Consider the following 16,107-nt stretch of genomic DNA (forward strand, 5'->3'; position numbering starts at 1 on the left):
GGGCCTCGTCATCTTGCCGCAGGACCTCCCCATCACCGCGGTGCAGCAGACGGTGGAGTTCGTCAAGAGCCGCGACCTGGTGCTCGACACCCCGGTAGTGCTCGGGCCCGACGATTCGGTGTCCGACGCCACGGCGCTGATCCACAAGCGCGCGCACGGGGTCGCGGTGGTGACCTTCGAGGGCCGTCCACTAGGCCTGGTCAGCGAGTCATCGTGCCTGGGCGTGGACCGCTTCGCCCGGGTGCGCGACGTCGCCTTGACCGATTTCGTCAGCGCCCCGGTGGGGACCGAGCCGCGCAAGGTCTTCGACCTGCTCGAGCAGTCACCCCTCGGTGTCGCGGTGGTGACGAACGCCGACGGCACGCTGGCCGGCGTGCTGACCCGCACCGGCGCCATCCGCGCGGGGCTGTACACCCCGGCGGTCGACGCGCGCGGGCGGCTGCGGGTGGGCGCGGCCGTCGGCATCAACGGCGACGTCGGAGCCAAGGCGCGGTCGCTGGTCGAGGCCGGCATCGACGTGCTGGTGATCGACACGGCGCACGGGCACCAGGTCAAGACCATCGAGGCGATCCGGACGGTCGCGGCGCTGCAGCTGGGGGTGCCGCTGGTGGCCGGCAACGTCGTCTCGGCCGACGGCACCCGTGACCTGCTGGACGCCGGGGCGACCATCGTGAAGGTCGGCGTCGGGCCGGGGGCGATGTGCACCACCCGGATGATGACCGGTGTCGGCCGCCCCCAGTTCTCCGCTGTTGTCGAATGCGCTTCGGCGGCAAGGGAACTGGGTGGGCATGTATGGGCCGACGGCGGTGTCCGGCATCCGCGGGACGTGGCGCTGGCGCTGGCCGCCGGAGCGTCCAACGTGATGATCGGGTCGTGGTTCGCCGGCACCTACGAGTCGCCCGGCGACCTGATGCGCGACCGCGACGACCAGCCGTACAAGGAGAGCTACGGCATGGCCTCCAAGCGTGCGGTGGTTGCGCGCAGCGGGGCGGACACGGCGTTCGACCGGGCCCGCAAGGCGCTGTTCGAGGAGGGGATTTCGACGTCCCGGATGGGGCTGGATCCGGCCCGCGGCGGGGTCGAGGACCTGCTCGATCACATCACCTCCGGCGTGCGCAGCACCTGCACCTATGTCGGCGCCGCGAACTTGGCGCAGCTGTACGAACGGGTGGTGATCGGGGTGCAGTCGACCGCGGGCTTCGCCGAGGGGCATCCGCTGCCGCAGGGGTGGTGACCGCGATAGTAAGGCTAGCCTTGCCTAACTATGGCTGCTAATCTACTGCGCCATGACCTCCTCTTCCCCCACCTCCTCGGCCTCCCCCGCCCACGTCAGCCCCGAGCTGCTCAGCATCCTGCGCGACGAGCTGAACGTCGACGCGGCCCGCGTGACGCCCGATGCCCGGCTGGTCGACGACGTCGGACTGGATTCGGTGGCCTTCGCCGTGGGCATGGTGGCGATCGAGGAGCGGCTGGGCGTCTCGCTGTCGGAAGAGGAACTGCTGAGCTGCGACACGGTCGCGGACCTGCAGGCCGCGATCGCCGCCAAACCCCGCGATGAGTGAACTGGCCGCTGCGCTGACGGACGCGATGCGCACGGGCACCAGCGAACTGGTTGTCTTCGACCGCGAGACGTCGACGTGGGGCCACCATCCCTGGCCGGAAGTGCACGGGCTGGCCGAGAGCATCGCCGCATGGCTGCTCGATCGGGGGCGCCCGGCCGCGGTTGGGCTGGTCGGCGAGCCGACCCTCGAATTCGTCGCCGCCATCCAGGGCGCCTGGCTCGCGGGCGCCGCCGTGTCGATCCTGCCCGGTCCGGTGCGCGGCGCCGAAGGCCGGCAATGGGCGGCCTCGACGCTGGCCCGGTTCAGCGGCATCGGCGTGCGCACCGTCTTGAGCCACGGCTCGCAGCTGGACGGCTTGCAGGCGCTGGATCCGCCCGGCGACATCGTCATCGAAAGCCTTGCCGCAGCGGCAGATACGGGCCGCTCATGCGCCGCGGTTGGCGCCGACGGGAATCCGGCAATCTTGCAGGGAACGGCGGGTTCCACCGGCTCGCCCAAGACGGCCATGCTGTCGGCGGGCGCGGTGCTGGCCAACCTGCGCGGCCTCAATCAGCGCCTCTGCGTGACGCCGGCCGACGTCGGCTGCTCGTGGCTGCCGCTGTATCACGACATGGGCCTGTCATTCCTGCTCGCCTCGGTGCTGGGCGGGATGTCGCTATGGCTGGCGCCGACGGCGGCTTTCACCGCCTCGCCGTTTCGCTGGCTGAGTTGGCTCTCGGAGAGCCGGACGACGATCACCGCCGCGCCCAACTTCGCCTACAACCTGCTGGGCAGGTATGCCCGCCGGGTGTCCGACGTCGACCTGGGCGCGGTGCGGGTGGCCATCAACGGCGGCGAACCGGTCGACTGCGAGGGATTCCAACGGTTCGCCGACGCGATGGCCCCGTTCGGATTCGACGCCGGTGCCGCGACCCCGTCCTACGGGCTGGCCGAATCGACCTGCGCCGTCACCGTACCGGCGCCGGGCACCGGGCTGCGCGTCGCCAGCGTCGCCGGCGAGACCGGAACGCGTCGCCACGCGGTGCTGGGCCAGCCGATTCCGGGCACCGAGATCCGCATCGCGCCGCACGACGACGCCGACGGCGACATCGGTGAGATCGAGATCCGGGGCGCCTCGCTGATGGACGGGTACCGCGACCACCCGCCACTGGACCGCGAAAACTGGCTTCCCACCGGGGATCTCGGTTTCTTCGACGAAGCCGGGCTGGTGGTGTGCGGCCGGGCCAAGGAGCTCATCACCCTCGCGGGTCGCAACATCTTCCCGACCGAGATCGAGACGGTCGCCGCCGGCGTCCGCGGGGTCCGCGAGGGCGCCGTGGTGGCGTTGGGCACCGGTGAACGGTCCGCGCGCCCGGGCCTGATCGTCGCGGCCGAATTCCGCGGGGCGGATCAGGCGGGTGCCCGCGCCGAAATCATTCAGCGCGTCGCATCCAGGTGCGGCGTCGTTCCCTCCGACGTGATCTTCATGGCACCGGGGTCGCTGCCCCGCACGTCGTCGGGCAAACTGCGCCGGCTGGAAGTCCGGCGCGCTCTAGAGGCGGTGGACTAAGTGACGACAACATCCATGCCGACCGAGGCATCCGCCACCACCCTCGACGACTACCGGCGCCTGCTCGCCGGCGCGTTCGACGACCGGGTGCTGGCCTGGACAGCCGAAGCCGAAGCACAGCAACGCTTTCCGCGTGAGCTGATCGAGCACCTGGGCGCCTGCGGCGTGTTCAGCCACAAGTGGGGCACCGGACCGCTGCCCGACGTGGCCCGGCTGGTGGAACTGGCGCTGGCGCTGGGCGGGCTGTCGTCGGCCGGCATCGGGGTCGGCGTCAGCCTGCACGACTCGGCCATCTGTGTGCTGCGCCGATTCGGCAAGTCGGACTACCTCAAGGAGATCTGCGAGCGGGCGATCCGCGGCCAGGCCGTGCTGTGCATCGGGGCCTCCGAGGAGTCGGGCGGGTCGGACCTGCAGATCGTTCGCACCGAAATATCCTCTCGGGACGGCGGTTTCGACGTTCGCGGCATCAAGAAGTTCGTGTCGCTGTCCCCCATCGCCGACCACATCTTGGTGGTGGCCCGCAGCGTCGACCACGACGCGGCCAGCAAACACGGCAACGTCGCGCTGATCGCGGTGCCCACCGCGCAGGTCAGCGTGCAGCGGCCCTACAACAAGCTCGGCGCCGGGCCGCTGGACACCGCCGCCGTGCACATCGACACCTGGGTGCCCGCCGATGCCCTGGTCGCGCGGGCCGGCACCGGGCTGGCCGCCATCAGCTGGGGGCTGGCGCACGAACGAATGTCGATCGCCGGGCAGATCGCCGCATCGTGTCAACGGGCGATCGGAATCACCTTGGCCCGCATGATGACTCGGCGCCAGTTCGGCCACACGCTGTTCGAGCATCAGGCGTTGCGGCTGCGGATGGCGGATCTGCAGGCGCGCGTCGATCTGCTGCGACACGGCCTGAACGGCATTGCGGCGCAGGGCCGTTTGGAGCTGCGTGCCGCCGCGGGCGTCAAGGTGACCGCGGCCCGCCTCGGTGAGGAAGTGATGTCGGAGTGCATGCACATCTTCGGCGGCTCGGGATATCTCGTCGACGAGACGCCGCTCGGGGCGTGGTGGCGCGACATGAAGCTGGCCCGGGTCGGTGGCGGCACCGACGAGGTGCTGTGGGAGTTGGTGGCCGCCGCGATGGCGCCCGATTACCGCGGCTACGAGTCGGTGATCGGGGCTTCCAGCGCGTAGAGCGCCATGCGCCGGTTGGTCGTGTCGTGCTCGCCGAGGAACTTGCATCCCGCGTACTCGCACAGCCGGCGCGCGGTGGTGTTGCGGTGATCGGGGTCGAACATGACCCGCCGGCAGCGGGGCTCGAGCGCGAAGACGCTCGCCACGATCCGGGGCAACAGCATCGGGCCCAGGCCGCGGTTCACCAGTTTCAGGTCCGCGATCGCGGCGTGCAGCCCCAGGTCGTACGGCTCGGCGTCGTAGTGACGGGAGATCAGATCCTTTGCGCCCCAATACAGTTCGAGGTAGGCGCAATCCCTGCCCCGGATGCTGCCGAGCAACGGCAGGGAATATGTCCCGTCCAGCTGGGCGCTCAGGTGCTGGCGCCACCGGGGCGCCGGCCAGTCGTATTCCCAGGCCTGCGCCAGATGCGGGCGATTCATCCACTCGGTCACCATGTCCACGTCCTCGAGCTGCGCCACGCGCATGGCGAAGGGTGGATCCAGCGTGGGAACCGGTGGGCGGGGGATGCGAGCCACCTCGTCGGGGATGTCGAAGCGTTCGCGCGGCAGGACGTGAATGGACGGCGTCTGAGCGTCGGGCATAGTGCGCAGAGCCTACCGGGTAAGGTTAGCCATACCATAGTTGGGCCGGGCCGATGGGCCGAGGCGGTCGGCATGCCCCGCGCCGGGCGGCGCCGTGCGGCGGCGGGCCGGGCTAGCATAAGACAGCAAAGACGGAAGCAACCGCGACCGCCCCGCCATCTGGCAGCGAAAGGATCGACGTGCCGCAGGCACCCGTGCAGGCCATCGGCTTGCGGGCGCGCGGGCCGTCCGACGAACCGCGCGATGCGGAGCCTCCCCCGGCGCCTTTTCTCCTGATCGGCGTTCTCCCGCCGGGGCGGCGTAGGTCATGAACGTCGCCGTCACCGTGATCAGCGTTGTGGCGATCGCGGTGCTCATTTTCGGCAACGCCGTCTTCGTCGCCGCGGAGTTCTCGCTGACCACCCTCGACCGCAGCGCGGTGGAGGCCAACGCCCGCGGCGGTGGTCGGCGGGACCGTTGGATCCGCCGCGCCCACCACCGGCTGTCGTTCCAACTGTCCGGCGCCCAGTTGGGCATCTCGGTCACCACCCTGGCGGCCGGTTACCTGACCGATCCGATGGTGGACGACCTGCCGCACCCGTGGCTGGATGCCATCGGCATACCCGACAAGGTCGGCGACGCGCTCATGGCCTTTGTGGTGCTGGTGATCGTGACCTCGGTGTCGATGGTGTTCGGCGAGCTCGTCCCCAAGTACCTCGCGGTGGCCCGGCCGCTGTCCACGGCCCGCGCGGTCGTCAGCGCCCAGTTGGTGTTCTCGCTGCTGCTGACCCCGGCGATCCGCCTGACCAACGGCGCCGCCAACTGGATCGTGCGCCGGCTGGGCGTCGAACCCGCCGAGGAGTTGCGGTCGGCTCGCTCCCCGCAGGAGCTGCTGTCGCTGGTGCGTTCGTCGGCGCGCAGCGGCGCGCTGGACGCCGCCACGGCCGCCTTGGTGCGCCGCTCGCTGCAATTCGGCACGCTCAGCGCCGAGGAACTGATGACGCCCCGCTCCAAGATCGTGGCGCTGCAGACCGACGACACGGTCGCCGACCTGGTGACCGCGGCCGCCGAGTCCGGCTTCTCCCGCTTCCCCATCGTCGACGGTGACCTCGACGAGACGGTCGGCATCGTGCACGTGAAGCAGGTGTTCGCCATCCCGCGCACCGAACGGGCCCGCACCCGGCTGGTCACGGTGGCCCAACCCGTTCCGAAGGTGCCGTCCACCCTGGACGGCGACGCGGTGATGGCCGAGATCCGGGCCAACAGCCTGCAGACCGCGCTGGTCGTCGACGAGTACGGCGGCACCGCCGGCATGGTGACCGTCGAGGACCTGATCGAAGAGATCGTCGGCGACGTCCGCGACGAGCACGACGACGCCACCCCGGACGTGGTGCCCGCCGGCAGCGGCTGGCGGGTCTCGGGCCTGCTGCGCATCGACGAGGTGGCCACCGCCATCGGTTTCCGCGCGCCGGAGGGCCCCTACGAGACCATCGGCGGCCTGGTGCTACGCGAGATCGGTCACATCCCGGTGGCCGGTGACACGGTCAAGCTGCCCGCGCTGGACGCCGACGGCCTGCTGGACGCGGTGACCCGCTGGCAGGCGACGGTCATCCGGATGGACGGCCGCCGTATCGACCTGCTGGAGCTGATCGAACTGAGCAATCACGGCGAGGTCCCCGCCGCCGGGGGGCGCCGATGAGCGACACCATGGGCCTGCTGCTGGCCTGCCTGCTGATCGGGGTGAACGCGTTCTTCGTCGGCGCGGAGTTCTCGCTGATCTCGGCGCGGCGCGACCGCCTCGAGGCGCTGGCCGAGCAGGGCAAAGCGGCCGCGGTCACGGTGATCCGCGCCGGGGAGCAACTGCCGTCGATGCTGGCCGGTGCCCAGTTGGGCGTCACGGCCGCGTCGCTGCTGCTCGGGCGGATCGGGGAGTCGGCGGTGTCCAATCTGCTGCGAACGACGCTGGGGCTGACCGGAATTCATCCGGCACTGCTGCACACGCTGTCGTTCGCGATCGCGCTGGTGATCGTGGTGACCCTGCACGTGTTGCTGGGCGAAATGGTGCCGAAGAACATCGCACTGGCCGGCCCGGAGCGCACCGCGATGCTGCTCGTGCCGCCGTACCTGGCCTACGTGCGGGCCGCCCGGCCCTTCATCGTGTTCTACAACAAATGCGCCAACGTGGTGGTGCGCGCGTTCGGCGTCGAACCCAAGGACGAGCTGGAGATCACAGTCTCACCCGTCGAGCTCAGCGAGATGATCGCGGAGTCCGAGTCCGAGGGCTTGCTGGACCGCGAGGAACGCACCCGGCTGACCCGGGCGCTGCAAATTCGCCACCGCGTGGTCGGTGACGTGGCCGTCCCCCTCGCCTCGGTGCAGGCGGTTCCGGTGGCCGCGGCGGGCTCGGGGCCGACGGTCGGGGCGGTCGAGCAGGCCCTGGCCCAGACCGGCTACTCCCGGTTTCCGGTGGCCAGCGTCAGCGGCGTGTTCGTCGGATATCTGCACATCAAGGATGTGCTAACGCTCGACGACGATCCGCGGACGGTGATCGATCTGGCGATGGTGCGGCCGCTGCCGCGGCTGTCCCGGTCACTGCCGCTGGCCGACGCGCTGTCCCGGATGCGCCGCAGCAACAGCCATCTGGCGTTGGTGACCGGCGAGACCGGCGCCGTGGTCGCCATGGTGGCGATGGAAGACCTGGTTGAAGACCTCGTCGGGACCATGCGCGAGGCGTAGCGGCACTGGCCGGCCGGAACGACCGCGCGCAGCCCGTATGATCTTCACGGCTACCAGTTAAGAAAGTGCTGGAGGGCGGGCGACCGCGGGCGCGCGGAACATGCGTTGCTGGACACGGATCCCGGCGCCCGCCGCAGCGTCGTTCTTGGGGCGCTCAGCGCGGTCTGACCTGCGCCTGCCGGGTCGGGCGAATAACGCCCGCCACGCTGCGCTCGGTAGGCTTATGACATTGCCAATCTGGGCCTGTGCGGCCCATGGACGGTCCAGTGCGGCCCGTGATGGAGGAGAATCATGACTGATCGCGTGTCGGCGGGGAACCTGCGCGTCGCCCGAGTGCTCTACGACTTCGTGAACAACGAGGCGTTGCCCGGCACCGACATCGACCCGGACAGTTTCTGGGCGGGCGTCGACAAGGTCGTCACCGACCTGACCCCCAAGAACCAGGATCTGCTGCGCCGGCGGGACGAGCTGCAGGCCCAGATCGACAAGTGGCACCGGCAGCGCGTCATCGAGCCGCTCGACATCGAGGCGTACCGCAAGTTCCTCATCGAGATCGGTTATCTGCTGCCCGAGCCCGAGGACTTCACCATCACGACGTCCGGCGTCGACGACGAGATCACCACCACGGCCGGCCCGCAGCTGGTGGTCCCGGTGCTCAACGCGCGGTTCGCGCTCAACGCCGCCAACGCCCGGTGGGGCTCGCTGTACGACGCTCTGTACGGCACCGACGTCATCCCGGAAGACGACGGCGCCGAGAAGGGCTCGAGCTACAACAAGGTCCGCGGCGACAAGGTGATCGCCTACGCGCGTAAGTTCCTCGACGAAGCGGTGCCGCTGGAATCCGGGTCGTGGGCCGACGCGACGGGCCTGTCCGTCGAGGACGGCCAGCTCAAGATCACGACCGCCGACGGCACCGTCGGCCTGGCCAGCCCGGAGAAGTTCGCCGGCTACACCGGCGAGCTCGGCTCCCCCAGCTGGTCGGTTCTGCTGGTCAACCACGGCCTGCACATCGAGATCCTGATCGATCCGGAATCACCGATCGGCAAGACCGACTCGGCCGGCATCAAGGACGTGGTCCTGGAATCGGCCATCACCACGATCATGGACTTCGAGGACTCGGTGGCCGCCGTCGACGCCGACGACAAGGTGCTCGGCTACCGCAACTGGCTCGGACTGAACAAGGGTGACCTGTCCGAAGAGGTCAGCAAGGACGGCAAGACCTTCACCCGGGTGCTCAACGAGGACCGCACCTACAAGACACCCGACGGCGAGGGCGAGCTGACCCTGCCCGGCCGCAGCCTGCTGTTCGTGCGCAACGTCGGTCACCTGATGACCAACGACGCGATCGTCTGGAGCGAGGGCGACGAAGAAAAAGAGGTGTTCGAGGGCATCATGGATGCGCTGTTCACCGGGCTGACCGCGATCCACGGGCTCAAGACCGGTGACGCGAACGGCCCGCTGGCCAACAGCCGCACCGGGTCCATCTACATCGTCAAGCCCAAGATGCATGGACCCGACGAGGTCGCCTACACCTGCGAGCTGTTCAGCCGCGTCGAAGACGTTCTCGGCCTGCCCCAGGGCACCCTGAAGGTCGGCATCATGGACGAGGAACGGCGCACCACCGTCAACCTCAAGGCCTGCATCAAGGCCGCGGCCGACCGGGTCGTGTTCATCAACACCGGCTTCCTGGACCGCACCGGCGACGAGATCCACACCTCGATGGAGGCCGGCCCGATGATCCGCAAGGGCGCGATGAAGAGCACCGCGTGGATCAAGGCCTACGAGGACGCCAACGTCGACATCGGGCTGGCGGCCGGCTTCAAGGGCAAGGCCCAGATCGGTAAGGGCATGTGGGCGATGACCGAGCTGATGGCCGACATGGTCGAGCAGAAGATCGGCCAGCCCAAGGCGGGCGCGACCACCGCGTGGGTGCCCTCGCCGACGGCGGCCACCCTGCACGCGATGCACTACCACTACGTCGACGTCGGCGCCGTGCAGGAGGAACTCGCCGGCAAGAAGCGCACCAAGATCGAGGAGTTGCTGACCATCCCGCTGGCCAAGGAACTGGCCTGGGCCTCCGAGGAGATCCGCGAAGAGGTCGACAACAACTGCCAGTCCATCCTGGGCTACGTGGTGCGCTGGGTGGCCCAGGGCGTCGGCTGCTCCAAGGTGCCCGACATCCACGACGTGGCGCTCATGGAAGACCGTGCCACGCTGCGGATTTCGAGCCAGCTGCTGGCCAACTGGCTGCGCCACGGGGTGATCACCGAGGAGGACGTGCGGGCCAGCCTGGAGCGGATGGCCCCGCTGGTCGACGAGCAGAACGCCAAGGACGCGGCCTACCAGCCGATGGCGCCCAACTTCGACGACAGCCTGGCCTTCCTCGCCGCCCAGGATCTGATCCTGACCGGAACGCAGCAGCCCAACGGCTACACCGAGCCGATCCTGCATCGCCGTCGGCGGGAAGCCAAGGCAGCCGGCCCGCAGAATTGAGCCCGCGCTCAGTTCGGGTTCGAAACGTGGCATAGCGCCGCCGATGACTAAGATCGGCGCCGAGTTAACGATGGATCGACGGAAAGGCCGAGGGCACTGCTATGGGTAGGCACAGTGCGCCCGACCCTGACGACTCCCTCGACGAGCCATCTCGCGACGACGCCGTCGACGAGCCGTCTCGAGGGCACGAGGCAGGAGATCACCGCCGGGATGCCGGCGCGGATTCGGAAGCCGACCTCTACTCGGACGACGATGACTACGCCGATGAGGGCGACTATGCCGACGAGAGTGGTTACTACTCCGCCGAGCGTGGCCACCCCGACGACGCCTACCCGGCCGAGGATGCCTTCGTAGTCGGCGCCGCCGACGACTACCCGGAGTTCCCGTCGCGGCAGGCGGCCCCGTCGAAGCCTGAGCCGGCGGCCGCATCGCCGTCGCTCTTCCGGGGCGGGCATCGCGGGCTCGGCGATTGGCGGGGCGGTCACCGCAGTGAGGCCGGCCGTCGCGGCGTCAGCATCGGCGTGATCGTGGCGCTGGTCGCGGTCGTGGTCGTGGTGGGAGCGGTCATCCTGTGGAGCTTCTTCGGTGACGCGTTGTCCAAGCGTTCACACAAGGCGGCCGGCGGCTGCGTCGGGGGTCAGGAAACGGTGCCCGTCGTGGCCGATCCGTCCATCGCCGATGCCATCGGGCAATTCGCGGAGAGCTACAACAAATCCGCCGGGCCGATCGGTGACCGCTGCATGGTGGTGAGCGTCAAGCCGGCCAACTCCGACGCCGTGCTGAACGGTTTCATCGGCAAGTGGCCCGCGGAACTGGGCGGCCAGCCGGCGCTGTGGATTCCGGGCAGTTCGATCTCCGCCGCGCGACTCGCCGGCGCCACGGCGCAAAAGACCGTCACCGAGAGCCATTCGCTGGCCACCTCGCCGGTGGTGCTGGCCATCCGTCCCCAACTCGCGCCGGCCCTGGCCAACCAGAACTGGGCGGCGCTACCCGGGCTGCAAACTAATCCGAATGCACTGGCGGGGCTGAATTTACCGGGGTGGGGCCCGCTGCGCCTGGCGCTGCCGATGAACGGCAATGCGGACGCGTCGTTTCTGGCCGGCGAGGCGGTGGCGGCCGCGTCGGTGCCGCCCGGAGCGCCGGTGACGCAGGGCACCGGCGCGGTGCGCAGCCTGTTGAGCGCGCAACCCAAGCTGGCCGACAACTCGCTGACCGAGGCGATGAACACCCTGCTGAAGCCCGGTGACGCCGCAACCGCGCCGGTGCACGCGGTGGTCACCACCGAACAGCAACTGTTCCAGCGCGGGCAATCGTTGCCAGACGCCAAGGGCGCCTTGGCCTTCTGGCTGCCGCCCGGGTCCGCGGCGGTTGCCGACTACCCCACCGTCCTGCTCAGCGGCTCGTGGCTCACCCGCGAACAGGCCTCGGCGGCCAGCGAGTTCTCGCGATTCATGCACAAGTCCGACCAGCAGGCCAAGCTGGCCAAGGCCGGCTTCCGCGTCAACGGGGTGAAACCGCCGAGTAGCCCGGTCACCAATTTCCCGTCGCTGCCCGCGGCGCTGTCGGTGGGCGACGACGCGATGCGCGCCACGCTCGCCGAGGCGATGGCCAGCCCGTCGAGCGGGCAGGCCACGACCATCATGCTCGACCAGTCGATGCCCGGTCAGGAAGGTGGAAAAACCCGGCTGGCCAACGTGATCGGGGCGCTGCAGGACCGGATCAAGGCGCTGCCCGCGTCCGCGGTGGTGGGCCTGTGGACGTTCGACGGCCACGAGGGCCGGTCGGAGGTGGCCAGCGGCCCGTTGTCCGACCCCGTTAACGGCCAGCCGCGTTCGGCCGCGCTGGCCGCCGCGCTGGACAAGCAGTACTCGTCGGGCGGTGGCGCGGTGTCATTCACCACCCTGCGGATGCTCTACCAGGACATGCAGGCCAATTATCATGCGGGCCAGAACAATTCGATCCTGTTGATCACCGCGGGGCCACACACCGATCAGACGCTGGACGGGGCGGGGCTACAGGACTTCATCCGCAAGAGTGCCGACCCGGCCAAGCCCATCGCGGTGAACGTCATCGATTTCGGGGCCGACCCGGACCGCGCGACCTGGGAAGCGGTCGCCCAACTCAGTGGCGGCAGCTACCAGAACCTCGCGACGTCGGCGGCCCCCGACCTCGCGTCGGCGGTCAACAACTTTCTGAGCTGACAGCGCTGACCGGCCGGGCCCACCCAGCTCGTAGCCGATGCGGCGGGACGCGAAAGCGAAGATCCCGGTCGTTGCGCGATCAGTGCGGCGTTCGGATGCCGATCCCGGATGAATCCGCCGCCGCCCCTGTCCAACGACGGCGGTCTGTGCCAGACTCCACGATAGAATCCGCCTTGATTTCTATCAGGCGTGGGCTGAGGGAGACGTAGTCGAAGATGTCCGCTGCACCAGCCGGCCCGGCGCTGACGCCGGCATTGCACCCGATCGGTCCCGGTTCGGCGACGTGGCGGCGCGGCATCGACTGGCGGATGCCGCTCGCCAGCCGAGCGACGCTGTTGCTGCAAGTGGCGCACCCGGTGATCGGCGCCGGGGTGATCGATCATTCGGAGTTCCTCAGGGACAGGTGGGGGCGCATCTCGCGGACACTGGCCGCGGTGCGGCGCTATCACGGATTTCACGGGCCGCAGGCCGCCGTCGCCGAGGGTCAGCGGCTTCGCGACGTGCACCGCAACATCTCCGGGATGGACGCGCTCGGGCGCAGCTATCACGCACTGAATCCGGACGCGTACCTGTGGGCGCATGCCACCACCTATGCGGGTGCCGCCGACGTGCGCCGGGTGTTCGGCGGGACGCTCGACGGCGCGACCGAGGACGCGTTGTTTCGCGAGTGGCGAGACGTCGCGGGGATCCTGCGCATCCCCGAACGGGTGATCCCGCAGACGCGGGCGGCGTTCTGGGATTACTACCACGACACCGTCGAACGCCGTCTGGAACGCAACGCCGCGACCGAACTGCTCCTGGAACTGGACCGCTATCCGATGCCCGTGCCGCCCGGCGTGCGTGTGCCACAACTGGTGTGGAATTCGGCCGCGGCTCCGCTGGCCGCGCTGCTGAGGCTGACCACCGCCGGACTGTTGCCGGCGACCCTCCGGGAACGGCTGCGCATCGAGTGGACTGCCGAACGCAAACAGCGGTTTGAGCGCGCGGTGGTCGCGGTGCGGGCATTGGACCGCGCGCTGCCCGCCAGGGTCCGCTACCCCGCGGCGCACCGCGGCGAGCCGGTCTTCGAATCCGTCTGAGCTGCCAATTAATTCAGGAAGGCACAGCATGGCCCATCCCCTGCCCACCGGCCCGGAGGACGCGAGGGTGCCGCCGGATCGGGGCGCCCGGCGGGCGGACACCGATTCCCTCGACACGGCGTTTCTGGCCGAGGAGATGTCGCCGTGGCTGTCCCCGGCCTACGGTGCGGCGAACGTCGTGATGCAACTGGCGAATCCGGGTGTGGCCTATGGGGTGATGGAGAGCAAGGTCGACAGCGGCAACCTGTACAAGCATCCCTTCAAAAGGGCCCGCACCACCTTCACCTACATCGCGGTGGCCATCGCCGGAAATGCCAACGACCGCAAAATCTATCGGGACGCGGTCAACGCCGCACACGTCCAGGTGCGCTCCGGGCCGCAAAGCCCGGTGCGCTACAACGCCTTCGACCCCGCGCTGCAGCTCTGGGTGGCCTCCTGCATGGCCGCGGTCTTCGAGGACACCCGCAAGCTGCGGGGCGGCCGCTCACGGCGCGACCCCGAGGCGGTGCACCGGGCCGCGTCGGTGTTCGCCACCACGCTGCAGGTGCCGCGGGACATGTGGCCCGCCGACCTGGACGCAGCCGCCCGCTATTGGCAGGACCAACTCGATCGGCTCGACTTCGACGACCGGATGCGCAGCTATCTGACCGGCATCGCGCGCCTCGATTTCCTGCCCGCACCCATCCCGGCGCTGTTCGGCCGATGGAACCTCTTCATGACCCTGGGCTACCTGCCCCCGCAGCTGCGCGACAAGCTCGGGTTCGCCTGGTCGGACGCGCAGCAACGCCGATTCGACCGCTGGCAGCGCATCTTCGGGCTGCTCGACCTGTTCACACCGCGGTTCCTGGTGCGCCTCGGCGTACACGCGGTGGTGTGGGACATGCGATTGCGTCACCGGATCGGCGCGACGGTGGTGTGACCGACCAGCTCAAGGAGGACCGGCATGACGACGACGGCGAGTTTTTATGGCAGCGTGCCCGGCGCGGCGTCGAAACCGGACGCGGCGCACCGGGAACTGGCGGACGACGTGCGGTGGTTCGCGGGCTCACCCTTGGCGGCGGCGTTCGGCCGCCTCGCCCTAGACCAGGTGGCGCACCGCGAAATCGCGGCGGCGGTGGACCGCAGCGGACGGTTCGCGGACAACTTCACCGACCGTGGCATCCGCAGTTTCGCGTTCACCGCCCTGGCGACCTTCGGCGACAGTTCGGACGCGCGGACATCGCGGGCCGACCTGAAGCGACTGCATCGAGACGTGCGGGGCGCCGGCAAGGACTCGTTCAGCGACACCCGTTACAGCGCACTGAATCCCGACGTGTGGATCTGGGTGGCGGTGAGCGGCCTGAACCTGTTGTATCAGGCCTATCTGCGGGTGTGCGGTCGCCGGCTCACCGCGGCCGAGAAGGAGGTCGTCTACCAGACGCTGCGGGGCGAACTGCAGTTCCTGGAATTGCCCAGTAAGCAAGCGAAGCTGCCGGCGACCCTGCACGACATGCTCGAGTACTACGACTCCGTCGCCGTGAAAGACCTGGCGGACAACGAATTTCTGCAATTCGCCAATCGCAGTTTCGTCGCGCCGCCCATCCCGAAGTTGTTGGTAGCCAAACAAGTTCGGCCACTGCTGCGATTGGTGTGGCCGGTGATGACGACGCTGGCGTCGCGGCCGGTGGTCGTGTGTTCCGCCGCGGTCGCCCATCCGACCATGCGCGAGCTGCTGGGCGTGCGGTGGGGTGCGCGCGAGCAATTCGAGTTCGCCGTCTACGTTGCCGCGTTGCAGCTGAGCTGGCGATGGTTGCCCCGACGGCTCGCCCTGGAGCCGTTGGCCTACAACCGCTACCAGTACGAGCGGCTGCGCGACCGGTATCGCTCGGTGCTGCTGGATTCCTTCGCCGCGCCCGACCGGCCTGATTCGGCACACTAGGTCGCGAAGCGCCCGGCGGCGCCCGATAGCGCACAATCGTCGTGACACCCCGATCGGCTGGAGGCCAGATGGTAGACCCCGCGATGCTGCTCGGCTTGGTGCCCGACGGCCTGGCCACCCTCGATCCGACCGCCCGCACCATCGTCACCGCGGCGCGCACCTGCTTTACCGAGCGCGGATTCTCCAACACCACCATGCAGGACATCGCCGACACCGCCGGTGTCGGCGTCGCCACGGTCTACCGCCGGTTTCGGCACAAGCGAAACCTGGTGCGGCTGACCATCATGGACGAGTCGCTACGGCTCAGCACGCTGGTCTCCGAGGTCGCCGGCCGGGCGTCGACACCGCAGGAAGGGATCGCCGAAGTCTTCGCCGCCTTCGTTCACGAAGCCTCGGCGCCCAAGCTGCTGACCCGAAGCATCCGCGAATCACCCGCCGCCGGTGAGCTGACCGCCTACCTGACCGATGAGAACCTGATCGCCATGACCCGCGGCTACATCGCCACGTGGCTTCGCCGCTGGCAGGAGCGCGGCGAGCTGGCGGCCGATCTCGACACCGAGATCGTCGGCGAGATGATCGGGCGGCTGATCATTTCGCTGATCAAGACGCCGCAATCGGCCATCCCGATTTACAACCTGAGCCAGGCCCGCGATTTCGCCCGCCGGTGGAGGCATTCGCCTGACGGTCCGGCCGGCCCTCAGCCGGGCGTCGTCGCCGGGGCCGGCACCACCAACGGCACCAGATACCGGCGGGCGAAATCGCGGGCCTGGCTCAGGTTGTAAATCGGGATGGCCGATTGCGGCGTCTTGATCAGCGAGAGT

Annotated in this window: 12 protein-coding genes and 2 pseudogenes; 12 read left to right on the forward strand and 2 right to left on the reverse strand. The window is 69.2% G+C overall.

Annotation, left to right across the window (positions count from 1 at the left end; translation table 11 throughout):
- The 4 genes from A5646_RS10690 to mbtN all read left to right on the forward strand — a co-directional run.
- The coding region (locus A5646_RS10690) for a GuaB1 family IMP dehydrogenase-related protein (RefSeq protein WP_067021629.1) at positions 1-1,234 on the forward strand (1,234 nt) is incomplete at its 5' end.
- A gap of 52 nt (positions 1,235-1,286) precedes the next feature.
- A complete protein-coding gene (locus tag A5646_RS10695) occupies positions 1,287-1,562 on the forward strand; it encodes an acyl carrier protein (protein ID WP_066878209.1) in 276 nt (91 codons plus the stop codon).
- Positions 1,555-3,111 carry a long-chain-fatty acid--ACP ligase MbtM gene (mbtM, locus tag A5646_RS10700; protein ID WP_067021631.1) on the forward strand — a complete coding sequence of 519 codons (1,557 nt, stop codon included), beginning with the start codon at positions 1,555-1,557 and terminating at the stop codon, positions 3,109-3,111. The genes A5646_RS10695 and mbtM overlap by 8 nt, the downstream gene beginning before the upstream one ends.
- A 15-nt stretch (positions 3,112-3,126) precedes the next feature.
- Positions 3,127-4,296: a mycobactin biosynthesis acyl-ACP dehydrogenase MbtN gene (gene mbtN / locus A5646_RS10705; RefSeq protein ID WP_067021633.1), complete on the forward strand. Its 1,170-nt coding sequence runs from the start codon at positions 3,127-3,129 to the stop codon at positions 4,294-4,296.
- Here mbtN and A5646_RS10710 read toward each other — a convergent pair.
- Positions 4,263-4,880, reverse strand: a complete 618-nt coding sequence (locus tag A5646_RS10710; protein ID WP_066872767.1) for a GNAT family N-acetyltransferase — start codon at positions 4,878-4,880, stop codon at positions 4,263-4,265. The two genes, mbtN and A5646_RS10710, sit on opposite strands and share 34 nt — an antisense overlap.
- A gap of 307 nt (positions 4,881-5,187) precedes the next feature.
- Here A5646_RS10710 and A5646_RS10715 point away from each other — a divergent pair, with 307 nt between their 5' ends.
- The 8 genes and pseudogenes from A5646_RS10715 to A5646_RS10750 form a co-directional block, all read left to right on the forward strand.
- Entirely contained in the window at positions 5,188-6,558 is a 1,371-nt protein-coding gene (locus tag A5646_RS10715) for a hemolysin family protein (RefSeq protein ID WP_067021635.1), read from the forward strand.
- Entirely contained in the window at positions 6,555-7,595 is a 1,041-nt protein-coding gene (locus tag A5646_RS10720; RefSeq protein WP_067021637.1) for a hemolysin family protein, read from the forward strand. The genes A5646_RS10715 and A5646_RS10720 overlap by 4 nt, the downstream gene beginning before the upstream one ends.
- 291 nt (positions 7,596-7,886) lie before the next feature.
- Positions 7,887-10,088 (forward strand): malate synthase G, encoded by a 2,202-nt coding sequence (locus A5646_RS10725; RefSeq protein ID WP_067021639.1) that lies wholly within the window; start codon positions 7,887-7,889, stop codon positions 10,086-10,088.
- 101 nt (positions 10,089-10,189) lie between these two features.
- Positions 10,190-12,289, forward strand: a complete 2,100-nt coding sequence (locus A5646_RS10730) for a substrate-binding domain-containing protein (RefSeq protein WP_067021641.1) — start codon at positions 10,190-10,192, stop codon at positions 12,287-12,289.
- A gap of 215 nt (positions 12,290-12,504) precedes the next feature.
- On the forward strand, positions 12,505-13,368 hold the full coding sequence (locus A5646_RS10735) for an oxygenase MpaB family protein (protein WP_067021643.1): 864 nt from the start codon (positions 12,505-12,507) through the stop codon (positions 13,366-13,368).
- Between the two features lie 28 nt (positions 13,369-13,396).
- The gene (locus tag A5646_RS10740; protein WP_067021645.1) at positions 13,397-14,287 is read left to right on the forward strand and encodes an oxygenase MpaB family protein; all 891 of its coding nucleotides are present in this window, start codon (positions 13,397-13,399) and stop codon (positions 14,285-14,287) included.
- A gap of 24 nt (positions 14,288-14,311) precedes the next feature.
- On the forward strand, positions 14,312-15,286 hold the full coding sequence (locus tag A5646_RS10745) for an oxygenase MpaB family protein (protein ID WP_067021647.1): 975 nt from the start codon (positions 14,312-14,314) through the stop codon (positions 15,284-15,286).
- A 68-nt stretch (positions 15,287-15,354) separates the two neighbouring features.
- Positions 15,355-15,954: pseudogene (locus A5646_RS10750) on the forward strand (TetR/AcrR family transcriptional regulator); the annotation flags it as partial.
- Between the two features lie 29 nt (positions 15,955-15,983).
- Here the strand turns inward: A5646_RS10750 and A5646_RS29855 are convergent.
- A pseudogene (locus tag A5646_RS29855) lies at positions 15,984-16,107 on the reverse strand (TetR family transcriptional regulator); the annotation flags it as partial.

This window comes from Mycobacterium sp. 1245499.0 (assembly GCF_001673615.1).
GTDB classification, from domain to species: domain Bacteria; phylum Actinomycetota; class Actinomycetes; order Mycobacteriales; family Mycobacteriaceae; genus Mycobacterium; species Mycobacterium europaeum_A.